General features: G+C 66.2%; 12 protein-coding genes. 9 read left to right on the forward strand and 3 right to left on the reverse strand.

Annotated features, from left to right (window positions below; all coding sequences use genetic code 11):
• Positions 1-46: 46 nt before the first annotated feature.
• Positions 47-799, reverse strand: coding sequence for a hypothetical protein (locus M4J40_RS08345; RefSeq protein ID WP_251753612.1), 753 nt, complete (start codon positions 797-799; stop codon positions 47-49).
• Positions 800-1,026: 227 nt separating this feature from the next.
• On the opposite strand from M4J40_RS08345, the gene M4J40_RS08350 reads away from it, so the two are divergent.
• The gene (locus tag M4J40_RS08350; RefSeq protein ID WP_251753613.1) at positions 1,027-2,250 is read left to right on the forward strand and encodes a glycosyltransferase family 4 protein; all 1,224 of its coding nucleotides are present in this window, start codon (positions 1,027-1,029) and stop codon (positions 2,248-2,250) included.
• The gene (locus M4J40_RS08355) at positions 2,247-3,212 is read left to right on the forward strand and encodes a mitochondrial fission ELM1 family protein (RefSeq protein WP_251753616.1); all 966 of its coding nucleotides are present in this window, start codon (positions 2,247-2,249) and stop codon (positions 3,210-3,212) included. Before M4J40_RS08350 ends, M4J40_RS08355 begins: the two co-directional genes overlap by 4 nt.
• A gap of 12 nt (positions 3,213-3,224) precedes the next feature.
• On the opposite strand, the gene M4J40_RS08360 is transcribed toward M4J40_RS08355, so the two are convergent.
• Both M4J40_RS08360 and M4J40_RS08365 read right to left on the reverse strand, forming a co-directional pair.
• A complete protein-coding gene (locus M4J40_RS08360; RefSeq protein WP_251753617.1) occupies positions 3,225-5,024 on the reverse strand; it encodes an ABC transporter transmembrane domain-containing protein in 1,800 nt (599 codons plus the stop codon).
• Between the two features lie 160 nt (positions 5,025-5,184).
• Positions 5,185-5,646 carry an Lrp/AsnC family transcriptional regulator gene (locus M4J40_RS08365; RefSeq protein WP_251729894.1) on the reverse strand — a complete coding sequence of 154 codons (462 nt, stop codon included), beginning with the start codon at positions 5,644-5,646 and terminating at the stop codon, positions 5,185-5,187.
• A 321-nt stretch (positions 5,647-5,967) separates the two neighbouring features.
• On the opposite strand from M4J40_RS08365, the gene trxB reads away from it, so the two are divergent.
• The 7 genes from trxB (at position 5,968) to M4J40_RS08400 (ending at position 14,342) form a co-directional block, all read left to right on the forward strand.
• Positions 5,968-6,930 carry a thioredoxin-disulfide reductase gene (gene trxB, locus M4J40_RS08370; RefSeq protein WP_251753620.1) on the forward strand — a complete coding sequence of 321 codons (963 nt, stop codon included), beginning with the start codon at positions 5,968-5,970 and terminating at the stop codon, positions 6,928-6,930.
• Positions 6,931-7,408: 478 nt separating this feature from the next.
• The gene (locus M4J40_RS08375; RefSeq protein ID WP_251753622.1) at positions 7,409-8,299 is read left to right on the forward strand and encodes a LysR family transcriptional regulator; all 891 of its coding nucleotides are present in this window, start codon (positions 7,409-7,411) and stop codon (positions 8,297-8,299) included.
• Positions 8,300-8,916: 617 nt separating this feature from the next.
• The gene (locus M4J40_RS08380) at positions 8,917-10,119 is read left to right on the forward strand and encodes a pyridoxal phosphate-dependent aminotransferase (protein ID WP_251753624.1); all 1,203 of its coding nucleotides are present in this window, start codon (positions 8,917-8,919) and stop codon (positions 10,117-10,119) included.
• A 165-nt stretch (positions 10,120-10,284) separates the two neighbouring features.
• Positions 10,285-11,304 carry an AraC family transcriptional regulator gene (locus M4J40_RS08385; RefSeq protein WP_251753625.1) on the forward strand — a complete coding sequence of 340 codons (1,020 nt, stop codon included), beginning with the start codon at positions 10,285-10,287 and terminating at the stop codon, positions 11,302-11,304.
• Positions 11,305-11,416: 112 nt separating this feature from the next.
• Positions 11,417-12,496 (forward strand): efflux RND transporter periplasmic adaptor subunit, encoded by a 1,080-nt coding sequence (locus M4J40_RS08390; RefSeq protein ID WP_251753627.1) that lies wholly within the window; start codon positions 11,417-11,419, stop codon positions 12,494-12,496.
• On the forward strand, positions 12,493-13,200 hold the full coding sequence (locus tag M4J40_RS08395) for an ABC transporter ATP-binding protein (protein ID WP_251753629.1): 708 nt from the start codon (positions 12,493-12,495) through the stop codon (positions 13,198-13,200). Before M4J40_RS08390 ends, M4J40_RS08395 begins: the two co-directional genes overlap by 4 nt.
• The gene (locus M4J40_RS08400) at positions 13,200-14,342 is read left to right on the forward strand and encodes an ABC transporter permease (protein WP_251753631.1); all 1,143 of its coding nucleotides are present in this window, start codon (positions 13,200-13,202) and stop codon (positions 14,340-14,342) included. Before M4J40_RS08395 ends, M4J40_RS08400 begins: the two co-directional genes overlap by 1 nt.
• Positions 14,343-14,345: the final 3 nt, after the last annotated feature.

The raw sequence follows: 14,345 nt of genomic DNA on the forward strand, positions 1-14,345 counted from the left end.
GATAGAGCATGTTGGCGAACCGGGGTTCGCCGGATGCTCTCTAGCCTCAATACCCCCGGCTACCGACCCGGCGATGGGTGAAGATGCCTGGGGCGACGGCGATGGGGATCTCGGCGTTGCGCCAATGCGGGGCGTTCATTTCGATTTCGATGTTCTTGGCGCCGTTGACGCGGCGGCGCGTATCGGCGGCCTTGGCGACCTCGATCACGCTGGCGAGGAAATCCTCGCGCCGTATCATCACCGACTGATTGGTCCAGGGAATGTGCCGCGACGTCGTCAGGGCGAAGCCCTCGGCATCCAGGCGCGCGACACCGCTTTCCACCGCCAGCCGCTGATCGTGAAGCACCGCCTCTCCCAGCGCCCTCCTGGTCCGCTCGGGCCTGAGAAGACGCCTCAGCCAAGCGTTCAGCCGCTCCGTTCCACTGGCGCCTTCCGCCGGGAAGTAGCGATGAAACTTCGCGCGCGTGGTGAACGCTTCGCCCGGCTCGGCCAGCGAGCGAAGGCGAACGATCCGCACGGCGCCACTCTCGATCAGTTGCCTTGCATGCTGGATCTGCCGCCTGGCCTCGGCATGGTCGACGATCACCGGGCAATCGTTCTCGACCAGAAGCACGACATCGGCCGTCATCGCCCTGGCCAACCCTTCGAATCCGGCAAGAATGCCCTGGTTCGTCGCCGCTTCGACCGGCCGCACCCCAGCGGCCCGGCAGATCGACGGCCCAGGCTCGGCCGCTTCCGGCAGATAGGCGACAACCTCTTCGAACAGGTCGAGCATGCCGATCCGGTTGTAGGTGGCCAACGAGGCCTCCAGGCTATCGTAGCCTTTCCAAGACAGTAATCCGAGGCCCAGCATCCGACTTCCCGAAACCTTTCCTGCCGTCCGCAGCCGGCTCGCCAAATGCCAACCTTGAAACGGCACCGCGTATGATCGAAGCATTACCGACAGCGCCCAACCAGCACAAGCAGCCGAAATCCGCGTATCACGTTGAACAACGCCGCGCGCGCGTCTAAGCAAGAGGCGATCGCGTGAACCAAGACAGCCGGGCGGACAAGGGAATGACGGTGACAGGCTCTTCCGGAACGCCAGAAGGCTCCCACAAGCTGGCAACCATATCCCCCTCCCCCCGCATCCTGCAGCTTCTCCCCGCGCTCGGCGATGGCGGGGTCGAGCGCTCCACGGTGGAGATGGTCGGCTATCTCCGCGAGCGGGGCATCGTCAACTTCGTGGCGAGCGGCGGCGGCGATCTGGTGGCGGCGGTCGAGGCCGGCGGCGCGCGGCATTTTGCCATTCCGGTCGGCCGCAAATCGCCCTGGGCTATGGTTCGCAATGCCTTCGCCGTCGCGAAGGTGATCGATGCCGAGGCGATCGACATTGTGCATGCCCGCAGCCGGGCGCCGGCCTGGGCCGGCTGGCTGGCCGTTCGCCTTGCGCGCCGCCGGTGCCGCTTCCTCACGACGTTCCACGGCGTTTATGGCCATGGCAACGCGCTGAAGCGTCTCTACAATCGCGTCATGCTGCGCGGCCCGCTGGTGGTCGCCAACTCCCAGTTCATCCGCCACCATATCGAAACCGTCTACGGCTACCCGGCCGACCGCATCGTGGTGGCGGCACGCGGCATCGAGCCGGCGCTGTTCGATCCCGCCACCGTGTCCGAGGCGCAGAAAGCCGCTGTTCGCAAGGAGTTCGGCGTCAGCGACGGCGAGCCGCTGCTGATCATGGTCGGCCGCGTCACCGGCTGGAAGGGCCACGCGGTTCTGATCGACGCGCTCGCCCGTTGCGCCGACCGCCCCTGGCGCCTCGTGCTGGCCGGCAGCGGCAGCGACGGCGTCATCGCCGACCTGAAGGCGCGCATCGCCGGCCATGATCTCGCCGGCCGCGTCATCCTGGCCGGCAGCCGCCGCGATGTGCCGGTGCTACTCGCCGCCGCCGATCTCGCCTTTTCCGCCTCGACCAGACCGGAAGCCTTCGGCCGCGCCGCCATCGAGGCCGAGGCGATGGAAACCCCTGTCATCGCCACCGACCATGGCGGCAGCCGCGAAACCGTGCTGCCCGGCCTTACCGGCTGGCTGGTCACCCCGGGCGATGCCGAGGCCATGGCCGCCGCCATCGGGCAAGCGCTGGTTTCCCCCGAACGGCTGAGGGACATGGGGCGGGCCGGCCGCGCCTTCGTGCTAGAGAACTACACCACCACCCGCATGCTGGAGCAGGAGTTCTCCGCCTATTGTCGCCTGATGGAGATGGCGCCATGACCGACCGTCCCTCGGTGTGGATCCTCACCGACGGCAAGGCCGGCGACGAACTGCCGCTCACCGGCATCGCCGAGGCGTTGGGCGTCACGCCCGAACTCCGCCACGTCCATACGCGCAAGGCCTTCGCCCTGCTGATGCCCTGGGGGTCGATCGACTGGCGCGAACGGCCAAGTCAGCCCGGTTCGCCGCTGGCTCCGCCCTTTCCCGACATCTGCCTTGCCACCGGGCGACGCGCCGTCGCCTATCTCAGACACCTCAAGCACCTGTCTCCCGGCACCTGCACGGTGCTGTTCAAGGATCCGCGAACGCGCCGCCACGGCGCCGACCTCGTCATCGTTCAGGCGCACGACAGGCTGCGCGGCCCCGGCGTCATGGTGGTGACGACGGCGCCCAACCGCCTTTCCGCGCAACGGCTCGACGCCATCCGCGCCGAACCACCGGCCGATCTCGCCGCGTTGCCGCCCCCGCGCCTTGCCGTGCTGATCGGCGGCGACAGCCGCCATCATCACTTCAGCGCCGGGGATATCGACCGATTGATGGCCGGGCTCGGGGAGCGCGTCGCCACAGGCGCCTCGCTGATGATCACCGCCTCGCGGCGCACCCCACCGGCACTTGCCGCCGCCCTCGCGACGCTTGCGGAGGAGAAAGCGCGCGTCGTCTTCTGGAATGGCGAGGGCGCCAATCCCTTCCTCGCCTACATGGCGCTTGCCGACGAGCTGATCGTCACGGCCGATTCCACCAACATGATCGGCGAGGCCGCGACGACCGGCCGGCCGATCCAGATCTTCCACCCGTCGGGCGGTCACCCGAAGATCGAGCGTTTCATCGCCCTCTTGAGCCAGGAGGCGAGCATCGGCCGCTTTCCGGACGCTCCTGCCGCCGGCAACTACCCGCCGATCAACGCGACGGCCGAAATCGCCGCCGCCGTGCTGGCGGCCTGGCGAGGCATTCGCAAGGACTGACGCGGCGGAGGCTCAGCCGGCGGCGACAGCGTCGGGCTTCTCGTCCTTGAACTGCAACGCCCGCAGGTGAGCGTAGAGCCCGCCTTCGGCCATCAGTTGCTCGTGGTTGCCCTTCTGCACCACCTCGCCCTTGTCCATCACGTAGATGATGTCGGCGTCTCGCACCGTGGCGAGGCGGTGGGCGATGACGAAGGTGGTGCGGCCTTTCATCAAACGCCCCAGCGCTTCCTGAATGTCGCGTTCGGCCTGGGCGTCGAGCGCCGAGGTGGCCTCGTCGAGCAGCAGGATCGGCGCCTGCCTCAGGATGGCGCGGGCGATGGCGATGCGCTGGCGCTGGCCGCCGGAAAGGTTGCCGCCGCCCTCGCCGACGCGCGAGTCAAAACCGTCGGGCATGGCCATGATGAAGTCGTAGGCGTTGGCGTCGCGCGCCGCCGCCTCGATCTCGGCCCGGCTCGCATCGGGGCGACCGTCGGCGATGTTGGCCGCTACCGAACCGTCGAACAGGAAAGTGTCCTGCGTCACCAGCGCCACATGGCGGCGCAGCGACTCCACGGTGAAGCGGCGAATGTCGGTGCCGTTGACCAGCACGGCGCCGCCCGTCGGGTCGTAGAAGCGCTCGACCAGCGAAAACACCGTCGACTTGCCGGCGCCCGACGGACCGACCAGCGCCACCACCGAGTTTTCCGGCGCTGTCAGGCTGAGGCCCTTGAGCACCGGCGCCTCGCCATAGGCGAAGTCGACGCGATCGAAGGTGACGGCGGCGCTGTCGAACTTCGCCTCCACGGCATCCGGCGCCGATTGCAGCTCCGGCACCTCGTCGAGCACTTCGTACATCATGCGCACGCCGACCAGCGCCTTTTCAAGGTCGAGGTTGAAGCGGGCCAGCCGTTTGGCGGGCTCATAGGCCATCAGCAGCGCCGTGATGAAGGAGAAGAAGGCGCCGGGGTCGGCATTGTAGTGGACGATCTGATAGCCACCGAACATCACCACGAAGGCAATGGCAAGACCGCCCAGCGTCTCCATCAGCGGGCTGGAGCGGGCGCCCAGCGTGGCGATGCGGTTGGAGAGCGTCTCGACGTTGCCCGTCGCCACGTTGAAGGCCGCGCGCAACCGGTCTTCCAGGCCGAAGGACTTGACGACGCGGATGCCCTGCACGCTCTCCTGCACGATGGTGACGATCTGGGCCGACGTCACCACTTCCTTGCGCGCCGCCGTACGGACCTTCTTGAGCAGATGGGTGATGCCGTAAATGGCGGGCGGGGCGATCAGCAGCGACAGCCCCGACATGATCGGGTTCTGCACCACCATGACGGCGACGAGCGAAACCAGCGTGAACAGGTCGCGGCCAAGGCTGAGCACGATCAGGTCGATCGCCGCGCGCGCCGCCGACGCGTTCTGGGAAATGCGCACCATGATGTCGCCGAGCGCATGCCGCTGAAAGAAGACGATGTCCTGCCGCAGCACCGCATCGTAAAGCTGCCGCTGCAGCCGGGCCACCATGCTGTTGCCGATCTTGGTCAGCGTCACCGACGAGAAGTAGGTGGCAAAGCCCTTGACCAGATAGATGAAGACGATGGCGCCGGCGATGACGAACACCAGCGCACCATCCTTGTCGATGAAGATCTTGTTGATGATGTCCTTGATGATATAGGCGCTGCCCGCCGTGGCCAGCGCCGCGATCACCATCATCGAGAGCGCGAAGGCATAGCGCCGCGCATAGGGCCGGAAGTTGGCGCGGAACAGGCGCACCAGCGGCCCGAGCTTTTGCTCCGGCCCGATGAAACCGGCAAACCTGTCCTTGAGGAAACTCACGCGTGCACTCCACATCCGACCGGTCGGCGGCCAATGGCAGCGCTAGCGATCAAGCGCCTGCCCGATGAAAGACGACAGGGACATGCTACGCCCGTCGGCAGCTGTCAACAGCGCCCACCCCGATCCGCTTGGCCGAAAACCTTGCTTCACGCCGCCGATATCACACCACCACCGGCTCGTTCTTGATTTGCCTCAGCGTCAGGCTGGTGCGCACCTGGCCGACGTTGGGCGTCGCCGTCAGTTGCTCGATCACGAAGTTCTGACAGGTCTTGAGGTCGGGGGCGACGCATTTCAGGATGAAGTCGATCTCGCCCGACTGCATCCAGCTCTCGCGCACCAGCGGCCAGTTCTTCACCCGCGCTTCGAAGCCGAGGATCTCCGCTTCCGACTGCGAGGTGAGCGAGATGAAGGCGAACAGCGTCACGTCGAAGCCCAGCGTCTTCTCGTCGATCAACGCGCGGTAACCCTGGATGACACCCGCCTCTTCGAGCGCCCGCACGCGACGCAGGCACGGCGGCGCCGAAATGCCGACGCGGCTCGCCAGCTCGACGTTGGTCATGCGCCCGTCGGCCTGCAACTCGCGCAGGATTTTCCAGTCGATGGCGTCGAGACGGGCCTTCATGTCGCATCCTCCGGAGAGCCGCCAGAAACGGGCGTTTGCCGGCCGGTGAGTCCCTCCGGCCATGCCTCTCGCTTCGGCGCGGAACATACCGTTCCGATCACCGCGACGAAAGCATCTTTCGGCGGCACGAACACATATTATAAGGGCGATGCCTGCATCCACCGGCCATTCGGCAGGGGACGACGCGCAGCGCCGGAGCCCGCCGACGTCCCGCCGCCTTGAAACGCGGGGGCCGGACACCTAACATTCGGTCCACTCCGGACGCCGCCAGTGGCGCCCTGCCAGCGCCCTCGCGGGGATGGCGAACGAAACGAGACGAGCATGACGCACACCCATACCAAGGTCCTGATCATCGGCTCCGGCCCGGCCGGCTACACCGCCGCCATCTACGCCGCCCGCGCCATGCTCGAGCCGATCCTGATCGCCGGCCTGCAGCAGGGCGGCCAGCTCACCATCACCACCGACGTCGAGAACTATCCGGGCTTCGCCGAGGCGATCCAGGGCCCGTGGCTGATGGAGCAGATGCGCGCCCAGGCCGAGCACATGGGCACCCGCCTCGTCTCCGACATCGTCACCACGGTCGACCTTTCCAAGCGTCCGTTCACCCTCACCTGCGATTCCGGCGACACCTACTCGGCCGACGCGCTGATCATCGCCACCGGCGCCCAGGCGCGCTGGCTCGGCCTGCCGTCGGAGCAGAAGTACCAGGGCTTCGGCGTGTCGGCCTGCGCCACCTGCGACGGCTTCTTCTATCGCGGCAAGCAGGTGGTGGTGATCGGCGGCGGCAACACCGCAGTCGAGGAAGCGCTCTATCTCACACACCACGCCGAGAAGGTCACGGTGGTGCATCGCCGCGACGCCTTCCGCGCCGAGCGGGTGATGCAGAACCGCCTGTTCAACCACCCGAAGATCGAAGTGATCTGGAACAGCGTCGTCGACGAGGTGCTGGGCAAGGAGGGCTTTCCGCCATCCGTCACCGGCGTCCGCCTGAAGAACGTGGCGACGGGCGACACGCGCGACATCGCCGCCGACGGCGTGTTCGTCGCCATCGGCCACGCGCCGGCCACCTCGCTGTTCACCGGTCAGGTTCGGATGAAGTCGTCGGGCTATATCTGGACGGCGCCCGATTCGACGGCCACCTCGGTGCCCGGCGTCTTCGCGGCCGGCGACGTCACCGACGAGCATTTCCGCCAGGCGGTGACGGCGGCCGGCATGGGCTGCATGGCGGCATTGGAGGCCGAACGCTATGTCGGCGCCCTCGAAACTGATACCAAGGTTGCGTAACCAACTGGCAGGGCGACGCAATTCAGGGCTTGCGCCAGAACGCGGATGCGCCAAGGTAGAAACCAAGCTCGAAAAGTTTTCATACTTTTCGGATAAATGGGTGCCATAGGAAAAATGACGAGCCCGTTCGAAAAGTCGCCAAACTTTTCGGGCAGGCGGATGTGCTAGAGCAACTCCAGCAAAAGTGGGAACCGGTTTTGCGTCCGGAGTTGCGCGAAAACAAAAAGATAGAGCATGTGGGCGAACCAGGGTTCGCCGGACATGCTCCAGAGCATTGTGCGGAAAAGTGGGAACCGGTTTTCCGCAAGAGCAATGCGAGAAGTAGGAACTGGAGCAACGATTTGCGCTCGCCAGAACGCGCGTTGCTCTAGAACAAGGACGCGGCAAGGCCGGCCCGCTAGACCGGCCCCTGCCCGACACGAGCAAGCGATGGCCGAGGGCGGCCAGCGCCATCAAGGGGGCGGTAAAGGGGGTAGCGATGGATTGGGACAAGCTCAGAATATTCCATGCCGCCGCCCATGCCGGGAGCTTCACCCACGCCGGCGACACGCTGAACATGAGCCAGTCCGCCGTCAGCCGTCAGGTCAGCGCCCTCGAGCAGGATCTCGCCGTACCGCTGTTCCACCGCCACGCGCGCGGCCTCATCCTCACCGAACAGGGCGAACTGCTCTATCGCGCCGCCCATGACGTGCTCCTGAAGCTGGAAGACGTGCAGGGCCGGCTGACCGACAGCCGGGAGCGCCCCTCCGGCTCGCTGCGCGTCACCACCACCGTCGGCATCGGCTCAACCTGGCTAACCTCGCGCGTCGACGAGTTCGTCGACCTCTACCCCGACGTCCAGCTGCAGCTCATCCTCAACGACGACGAACTCGATCTCGCCATGCGGCAGGCCGACGTCGCCATTCGTCTGCGCCAGCCGACGCAGCCCGATCTCATCCAGCGCAAGCTGTTCACGGTGCACTTCCACCTGTTCGCATCGCCCGCCTACATCAAGCGCTTCGGCAGCCCGAAGACGATCGAGGACATCGACGAGCACCGGATCATCACCTTCGGGGTCGCCGCGCCCAATTACTTGCGCGACATGAACTGGCTCGAAAGCGTTGGCCGGCCCTACGACAATCCGCGTCTGCCGGCCCTCAGGGTCAACAATCTCGTCGCCATCAAGCATTCGGTGCAGCGCGGCGTCGGCATCGCGCTTCTTCCCGACTATCTGGTCGAGGAGGATTCGGGTCTTCAGCAGCTGATCCCCGAGGTCGATCTCCTCTCCTACGACACCTACTTCGTCTATCCCGACGAACTCAGGAACTCCGCGCGCGTCCACGCCTTCCGCGACTTCCTGGTGTCGAAGGCCCAGCGCTGGTCCTACTAGAGCCCGTCCGGCGAGCCCTGGCTTGCTGCATACTCCAGCCCGCCATCCTTCCCGACTCTGGCAATCGGATTTTCCGAGGCCGGCCCCTCTTTTCCGGCACGATGGCCTAATACCTCGGTATTAGCCGCCAACAGATCCAACGTATCGTTGTGCGCTCCGAACAGGACTCGCGTTTCCCCTTAATGGAAAACACCAACAAACCGTAAAGACTTCACGAGGATGTTACGGTTTGGGCAAAATAACCGGGATATTGCATAGCAGATTTGCAGTTTGCCTCCTTGTTTTGCACCGGTGGCGGGTGCATATAGACCTCAGCTGATGTGTTGGTTCCCTCGCCATCCTCCCGGCGAAAGCGAATCTTCAGCTGTTCCCCTCTGGAAGGTGCGGCATCGTCCCTGCGATCCGCATTCCAAAACTTAATAGCCGGGCTCACGCCCGGCTTTTTTTTTGCGCCGCCCGTCCCCCTCCCGCCAAAGCCCATTGGCTCCGCTCAGAGAACCGGAAATGCCCGCGTTCGCACGGTTTGACCTTGCGCAACCGCGCGCACCGCAATAGATCAAGGGGGTCGTATTTAAACCGATACGATTGACCTCCTCAACGTTCGGAGACGCCTTTAAATGTCTTTCCTTGCCCAGTCGCTTGCCCGCGTGAAGCCCTCCGCCACCATCGCCGTGACCAACAAGGCGCGTGAGCTCAAGGCTGCCGGCCGTGACGTCATCGGTCTCGGTGCCGGTGAGCCGGACTTCGACACCCCGGACAACATCAAGGAAGCTGCCATCAAGGCGATCCGCGACGGCAAGACGAAATACACGGCGGTCGACGGCATTCCAGAGCTGAAGACGGCCATCGTCGACAAGTTCAAGCGCGAGAACGGCCTGATCTACAAGCCGGCCGAGATCACCGTCGGCACCGGCGGCAAGCAGGTGCTCTACAACGCGCTGATGGCGACGCTGAACCCCGGCGACGAAGTGCTGATCCCCGCCCCCTACTGGGTGAGCTATCCGGACATGGTGCTGCTCGCCGGCGGCACCCCGACCTTCGTCGAGGCGACCATCGAGACCAACTTCAAGCTGACCGCCGAGGCGCTTGAGAAGGCGATCACCCCGAAGACGAAGTGGTTCATCTTCAACTCGCCGTCCAACCCGTCGGGCGCCGCCTACACCCGCGAGGAGCTGAAGGCGCTGACCGACGTGCTCGTCCGTCATCCGCAGGTCTGGATCATGACCGACGACATGTACGAGCACCTCGTCTACGACGACTTCGTGTTCACGACGCCGGCCCAGATCGAGCCGGCGCTGATGGAGCGCACGCTCACCGTCAACGGCGTCTCCAAGGCCTATTGCATGACCGGCTGGCGTATCGGCTATGCCGGCGGCCCGGCCGAGCTGATCAAGGCCATCGCCAAGATCCAGTCGCAGTCGACCTCCAACCCCTCGTCGATCTCGCAGTATGCGGCGCTCGAGGCCCTCACCGGCCCGCAGCACTTCATCGCCGAGAACAACAAGGTGTTCAAGGAGCGCCGCGACCTCGTGGTGTCCATGCTGAACCAGGCCAAGGGCATCCACTGCCCGACGCCGGAAGGCGCCTTCTACGTCTACCCGTCCTGCGCCGGCCTGATCGGCAAGAAGACGGCGGCCGGCAAGGCGATCGCCTCCGACGACGACTTCGTCACCGAGCTGCTGGAGCAGGAAGGCGTCGCCGTGGTGCAGGGTTCGGCCTTCGGCCTCGGCCCCAACTTCCGCATCTCCTACGCCACGTCCACCAAGGACCTCGAGGAAGCCTGCGCCCGCATCCAGCGCTTCGCCGCCTCGCTGTCGTAAGCCTCGGACGGTGGTCTGAGACCTCAATGAGCGGCCCGGCATCGCCGGGCCGTTTTCGCATCCGGACAGTGCCGGCGGGGTGGAGACGCGCCCGTCGCACCCGACGACGATCTCTGTTACGGTCGCCGTCCGCCGCAAGATTTCTCTCTGGTCTTTGACGCAGGCATGGTCTTCATCCCGCTCCCATTCGTCGTCGCCATTCTGCTCGTGGTCCTGCTGGTCACCGTGGTGCGACGCAACGACGGCGAACCTGCCAACCTGCCTTTTCTGATCCTCGTCCTGGCGAGCGCCGTGCAATCGACGCTGCTCGGCCTGCGTTGGGGCTATGGCGTGCAGGAGGTGATGTACGGCACCCCGATCATCGCCGCCTGCGTTCCGCCGCTGGCCTACTGTGGCGTGGCGCAACTGGTCCGCCGCAGCCGCTTTCGCCCCTGGCAACGCATCGGCCTTCACGCCCTGCCCGCCGTGGCGATCGCGGCCCTGCTGGTCGTCCGGAGGGACGCCATCGACGGGGCGCTGATCCTGATCTTCATCGGCTATGCCACCACCATCCTGCTTCTGATGCGGCCGGGAACCGACGCCCTGCGCATCGCCCCCTTCGAAGGCGCTGTTCCCGCCTATCGCGCCATCGTCTTCGCAGCGGCGGCCCTGCTGCTGTCGTCGACCATCGACATCATCGTCATCGTCGATCTGGCGGTAGGCGGCGGGCGGCATACGCCGCAACTGGTCAGCGTCGGCAACGTCGTGGCGCTGATCATCATCGCCATCGCCGGAGCGGCGGCGAGCCGCAGCCGAACCCCGACCGATACCGCCGAGCCAACCCCGACGCCGCCACCGGCCGAACCGGACACCGAGACCATCGCCCGCATCAGGGAGCTGATGGAGGACAAGCGCGTCTACCGCGACCCCGACCTCAACCTCGACCGGCTGGCGCGCAAGGCCGGCATTCCGGTTCGCCAGATTTCCAATGCGATCAACCGGGCGACGGGCAAGAACGTGTCGCAGTATGTCAACGACTACCGGATCGCCGAGGCCTGCGCCCTGCTGAGCGACACCGACAAGCCGGTGACGGCGATCATGCTCGACGTGGGCTTCCTGACGAAGTCCAACTTCAACCGGGAGTTCCGCCGCGTCACCGACACGACGCCGCAGGCCTGGCGGGCCAAGACGGCAAAGTCGGCCTGATCCCCAGAGACCAGCTTTCCCACCGATCGGCGCGAGGGACTAAAACGCGTTTCAGTCCGTCCTGAAAGGCGTTCTAGGTCGAAAACGCGGTCCGGCCGTTCATGCTGGCGGCATGAACACGCTCACCGAACACGACCGCAAACTCGCGGAAACGCTGAGGTCGCTCTCCCTTGAGACGCCCGCAGCGCCCGCCCGCCACCAGTTGCGACCTGTCCTGATGGCTGGCGGGGCCCTCGTCGTCGTCGCCAGCCTCGCCCTTCTCCTCTGGCCGCAGGCCTCGTCCCATTGGGGCCGCGACAGCGACGCGCTTGCCCGCGCCGGGGCGCAGCAACAGGCTCCGGCAACGCAAGCCGACCCGGCCGACAAGGTGGAGACGACCAGCGCCTTGTCCGCGCCCATCCGCGAGGTGACCGGTTCCGGCTACCTGATCGCCCCACGCTCCACGACCGTCTTCGCCAAATACGAAGGACGGATCACCCAGGTGGCCGTCGAGATCGGCGACCGCGTCGCGGCCGGCCAGCCGCTGGTGGTCCTCGAAGACGCCGGCGCCCGGTTTTCCCTCGATGAGGCCAAGATCGATCAGGCGTCGGCCCGGCTGGCGCTCGAGGCAAGGCGCATCACCGCCGATCAGGCGCGCGCCACGCTGGCGCGGAAGGAAGCGCTGGCCAGCGTCCTCTCCCGCCAGGATGTCGAGGACGCCCGAACCACCTCGGCGCGGGCCGACAACGACGTGGCGCGAGCCGAGCGGGATGTCGACAAGGCGACGCTCGCCGTCGCCATCGCCCGGGAGCGGATCGACGCCCTGACGGTGCGGGCGCCCATTGCCGGCGTCGTCACCCGGCTCGCCGCCCACATCGGCAACACCGTGCTGGCCCGCACCGACAGCACGCTGGAGAGGTTGAGCCTTGCGACCATCGTCGACACCGACAGCATGGTGATCGAGGCCGACGTCGCCGAAGCGAGCATGGCGCTCCTTCGCCCCGGCCTCCAGGGCGAAGCGGTGCTCGACGGCTTTCCCGACCGCCCCTTCGCCGTCGAGGTCACGCGCGTCTTTCCAACCGTCTCCACCGAAAAGGGCACGGTCGGCTTGCGCCTCCGGCCCAAGGCGCCGCCCAAGGACATGCGCCCCGGCATGGCCGCGCGCATCCGCCTCGCCACCACCGACCCGCAACGAGGAGCAAACGACCGATGACCGACAGACACGACCCTGCCCCCTACATCGACCTGAAGGGCATCCGGAAGGGCTACCGGATCGGCACCGAGACGGTGTCGATCTTCGCCGATCTCGATCTCGCCATAGCCGGCGGTGCGTTCGTCGCCATCATGGGCCCGTCCGGATCCGGCAAGTCGACCCTGCTCAACATGCTCGCCGGCATCGAAAGCCCCGATGCCGGACAGCTGATGATCGGCGGCAACCGGCTGGACCGGATGGGGGAAGCGTCGCGAACCGCATGGCGCGCCCACAACATGGGCATGGTCTTCCAGTTCTATAACCTGCTGCCGATGCTGACCGCGGCGGAAAACGTCGAGCTGCCACTGCTGCTCAAGCCGCTATCTGGCAAAGAGCGCCGCCTGCGGACGGAAAAGGTGCTCGACCTCGTCGGGCTGGCGGGGCGCGAAAAGCAGTACCCGACCAGGATGTCCGGCGGCCAGCAGCAGCGGGTCGGCATCGCCCGCGCCATCGTCGCCGACCCCGGCCTGCTGCTCTGCGACGAGCCCACCGGCGACCTCGATCGCAAGTCGGCCGACGACATCCTCGCCATGCTCGGCTTCCTCAACCGGGAGCTCTGCAAGACCATCGTCATGGTGACGCACGACCCGCAGGCCGCCCGCCACGCCAATCGCGTCCTGCATCTCGACAAGGGTGAGTTCGCCGAGGAACGGAGCGCCGCCTGATGACCTTCTTTCGCTTCACCTGGAAAAACATCTGGCGCAAGCCGCTTCGAACCCTGCTGCTGACGGTCTGCGTCAGTGTGGCTTTCCTGATCTACGGACTGACGGCGAGCTTTCTTGCCGGCGCGCAAGGCTCGGCCGGAAGCAGCGACGACATCCTCGGCGTCATGAGCAGCGCCGGCCGAAGCCACCCGCTGCCGCTGGCGCTGCTGCCCCGCATCACGAGCACGCCCGGCGTCGCGGCGGTCACCTACACGGCGCGCCTGCGCGGCTTCGTCGGCACCGAGAAGAACGTGGTCAACCTGACCGCCACCGACCCGGACGCCCTTCTCGCCATCAACGGCCGGGAGCTTGGCCTGTCGGCCGATCTCGTCGGCGCGCTCGGCGCGGCGCGCGATCGCATCCTGGTCGGCCGGGCGTTGGCCGACGCGCAAGGCTGGACCGTGGGCCAGCAGGTCGCCCTCACCGCCTTCCAGACTGCCCGACAGGACGGCGACCGAAACTGGCGTTTCGAGATCGCAGGCATCTTCGAGGGCGAAAACGCCAGCACCGATACCTACTTCATGATCGGCCGCTACGATTACCTCAACGCCGCGAGGGCGCGGGACAAGGACACGGTGGACGCCTTCATCCTGCGCCCCGGCGACGGCGTCTCGACCGGAGCGCTGGCCGCCCGCATCGACGCTGCCTTCGCCAACTCCGCCTCGCCGACGCGTACGCAGTCGGAAAAGCAGTTTCTTGAAGCCTTTCTCCGCCAGTATGCCGATGTCGGCCTGATCATCGATCTGGTGGTCGGCGCCAGTTTCACGACGCTGTTGCTGATCGTCGTCAACACCATGGTCTTCGCCATCCGCGAGCGCACCTTCGAGATTGGCTTGTTGAAGACGCTCGGCTTCTCGCGCTGGCGCATCCTCTCGCTCGTTCTCGGCGAAACGCTGCTGATCTTCCTTGCCGGCGGCGTCCTCGGTCTGGCGCTGGCAAAGCTCGGCGCAGGGATCGCCGGTCCGGCGCTCGGCCTGATCCTCTCCGCCGTCGTGCTCGCCAAGGCGCTTGCCCTGATCCTGGGCCTTGGTCTTGCCACAGGCGCGCTGCCGGCGGCCAACGCCATGCGCATCCCCGTCACCGCAGCCTTCAGAACGAGGTGAACC

Source organism: Pleomorphomonas sp. JP5, from assembly GCF_023721815.1.
GTDB lineage: Bacteria > Pseudomonadota > Alphaproteobacteria > Rhizobiales > Pleomorphomonadaceae > Pleomorphomonas.

Excerpts from the sequence above, each read along its gene's own strand:
- M4J40_RS08375 (WP_251753622.1), top strand. The coding sequence starts at position 7,409 with ATGGATTGGGACAAGCTCAGAATATTCCATGCCGCCGCCCATGCCGGG.
- M4J40_RS08380 (WP_251753624.1), top strand. The coding sequence starts at position 8,917 with ATGTCTTTCCTTGCCCAGTCGCTTGCCCGCGTGAAGCCCTCCGCCACC.
- M4J40_RS08400 (WP_251753631.1), top strand. The coding sequence starts at position 13,200 with ATGACCTTCTTTCGCTTCACCTGGAAAAACATCTGGCGCAAGCCGCTT.
- M4J40_RS08365 (WP_251729894.1), bottom strand. The coding sequence starts at position 5,646 with ATGAAGGCCCGTCTCGACGCCATCGACTGGAAAATCCTGCGCGAGTTG.
- M4J40_RS08390 (WP_251753627.1), top strand. The coding sequence starts at position 11,417 with ATGAACACGCTCACCGAACACGACCGCAAACTCGCGGAAACGCTGAGG.
- trxB (WP_251753620.1), top strand. The coding sequence starts at position 5,968 with ATGACGCACACCCATACCAAGGTCCTGATCATCGGCTCCGGCCCGGCC.
- M4J40_RS08395 (WP_251753629.1), top strand. The coding sequence starts at position 12,493 with ATGACCGACAGACACGACCCTGCCCCCTACATCGACCTGAAGGGCATC.
- M4J40_RS08355 (WP_251753616.1), top strand. The coding sequence starts at position 2,247 with ATGACCGACCGTCCCTCGGTGTGGATCCTCACCGACGGCAAGGCCGGC.
- M4J40_RS08385 (WP_251753625.1), top strand. The coding sequence starts at position 10,285 with ATGGTCTTCATCCCGCTCCCATTCGTCGTCGCCATTCTGCTCGTGGTC.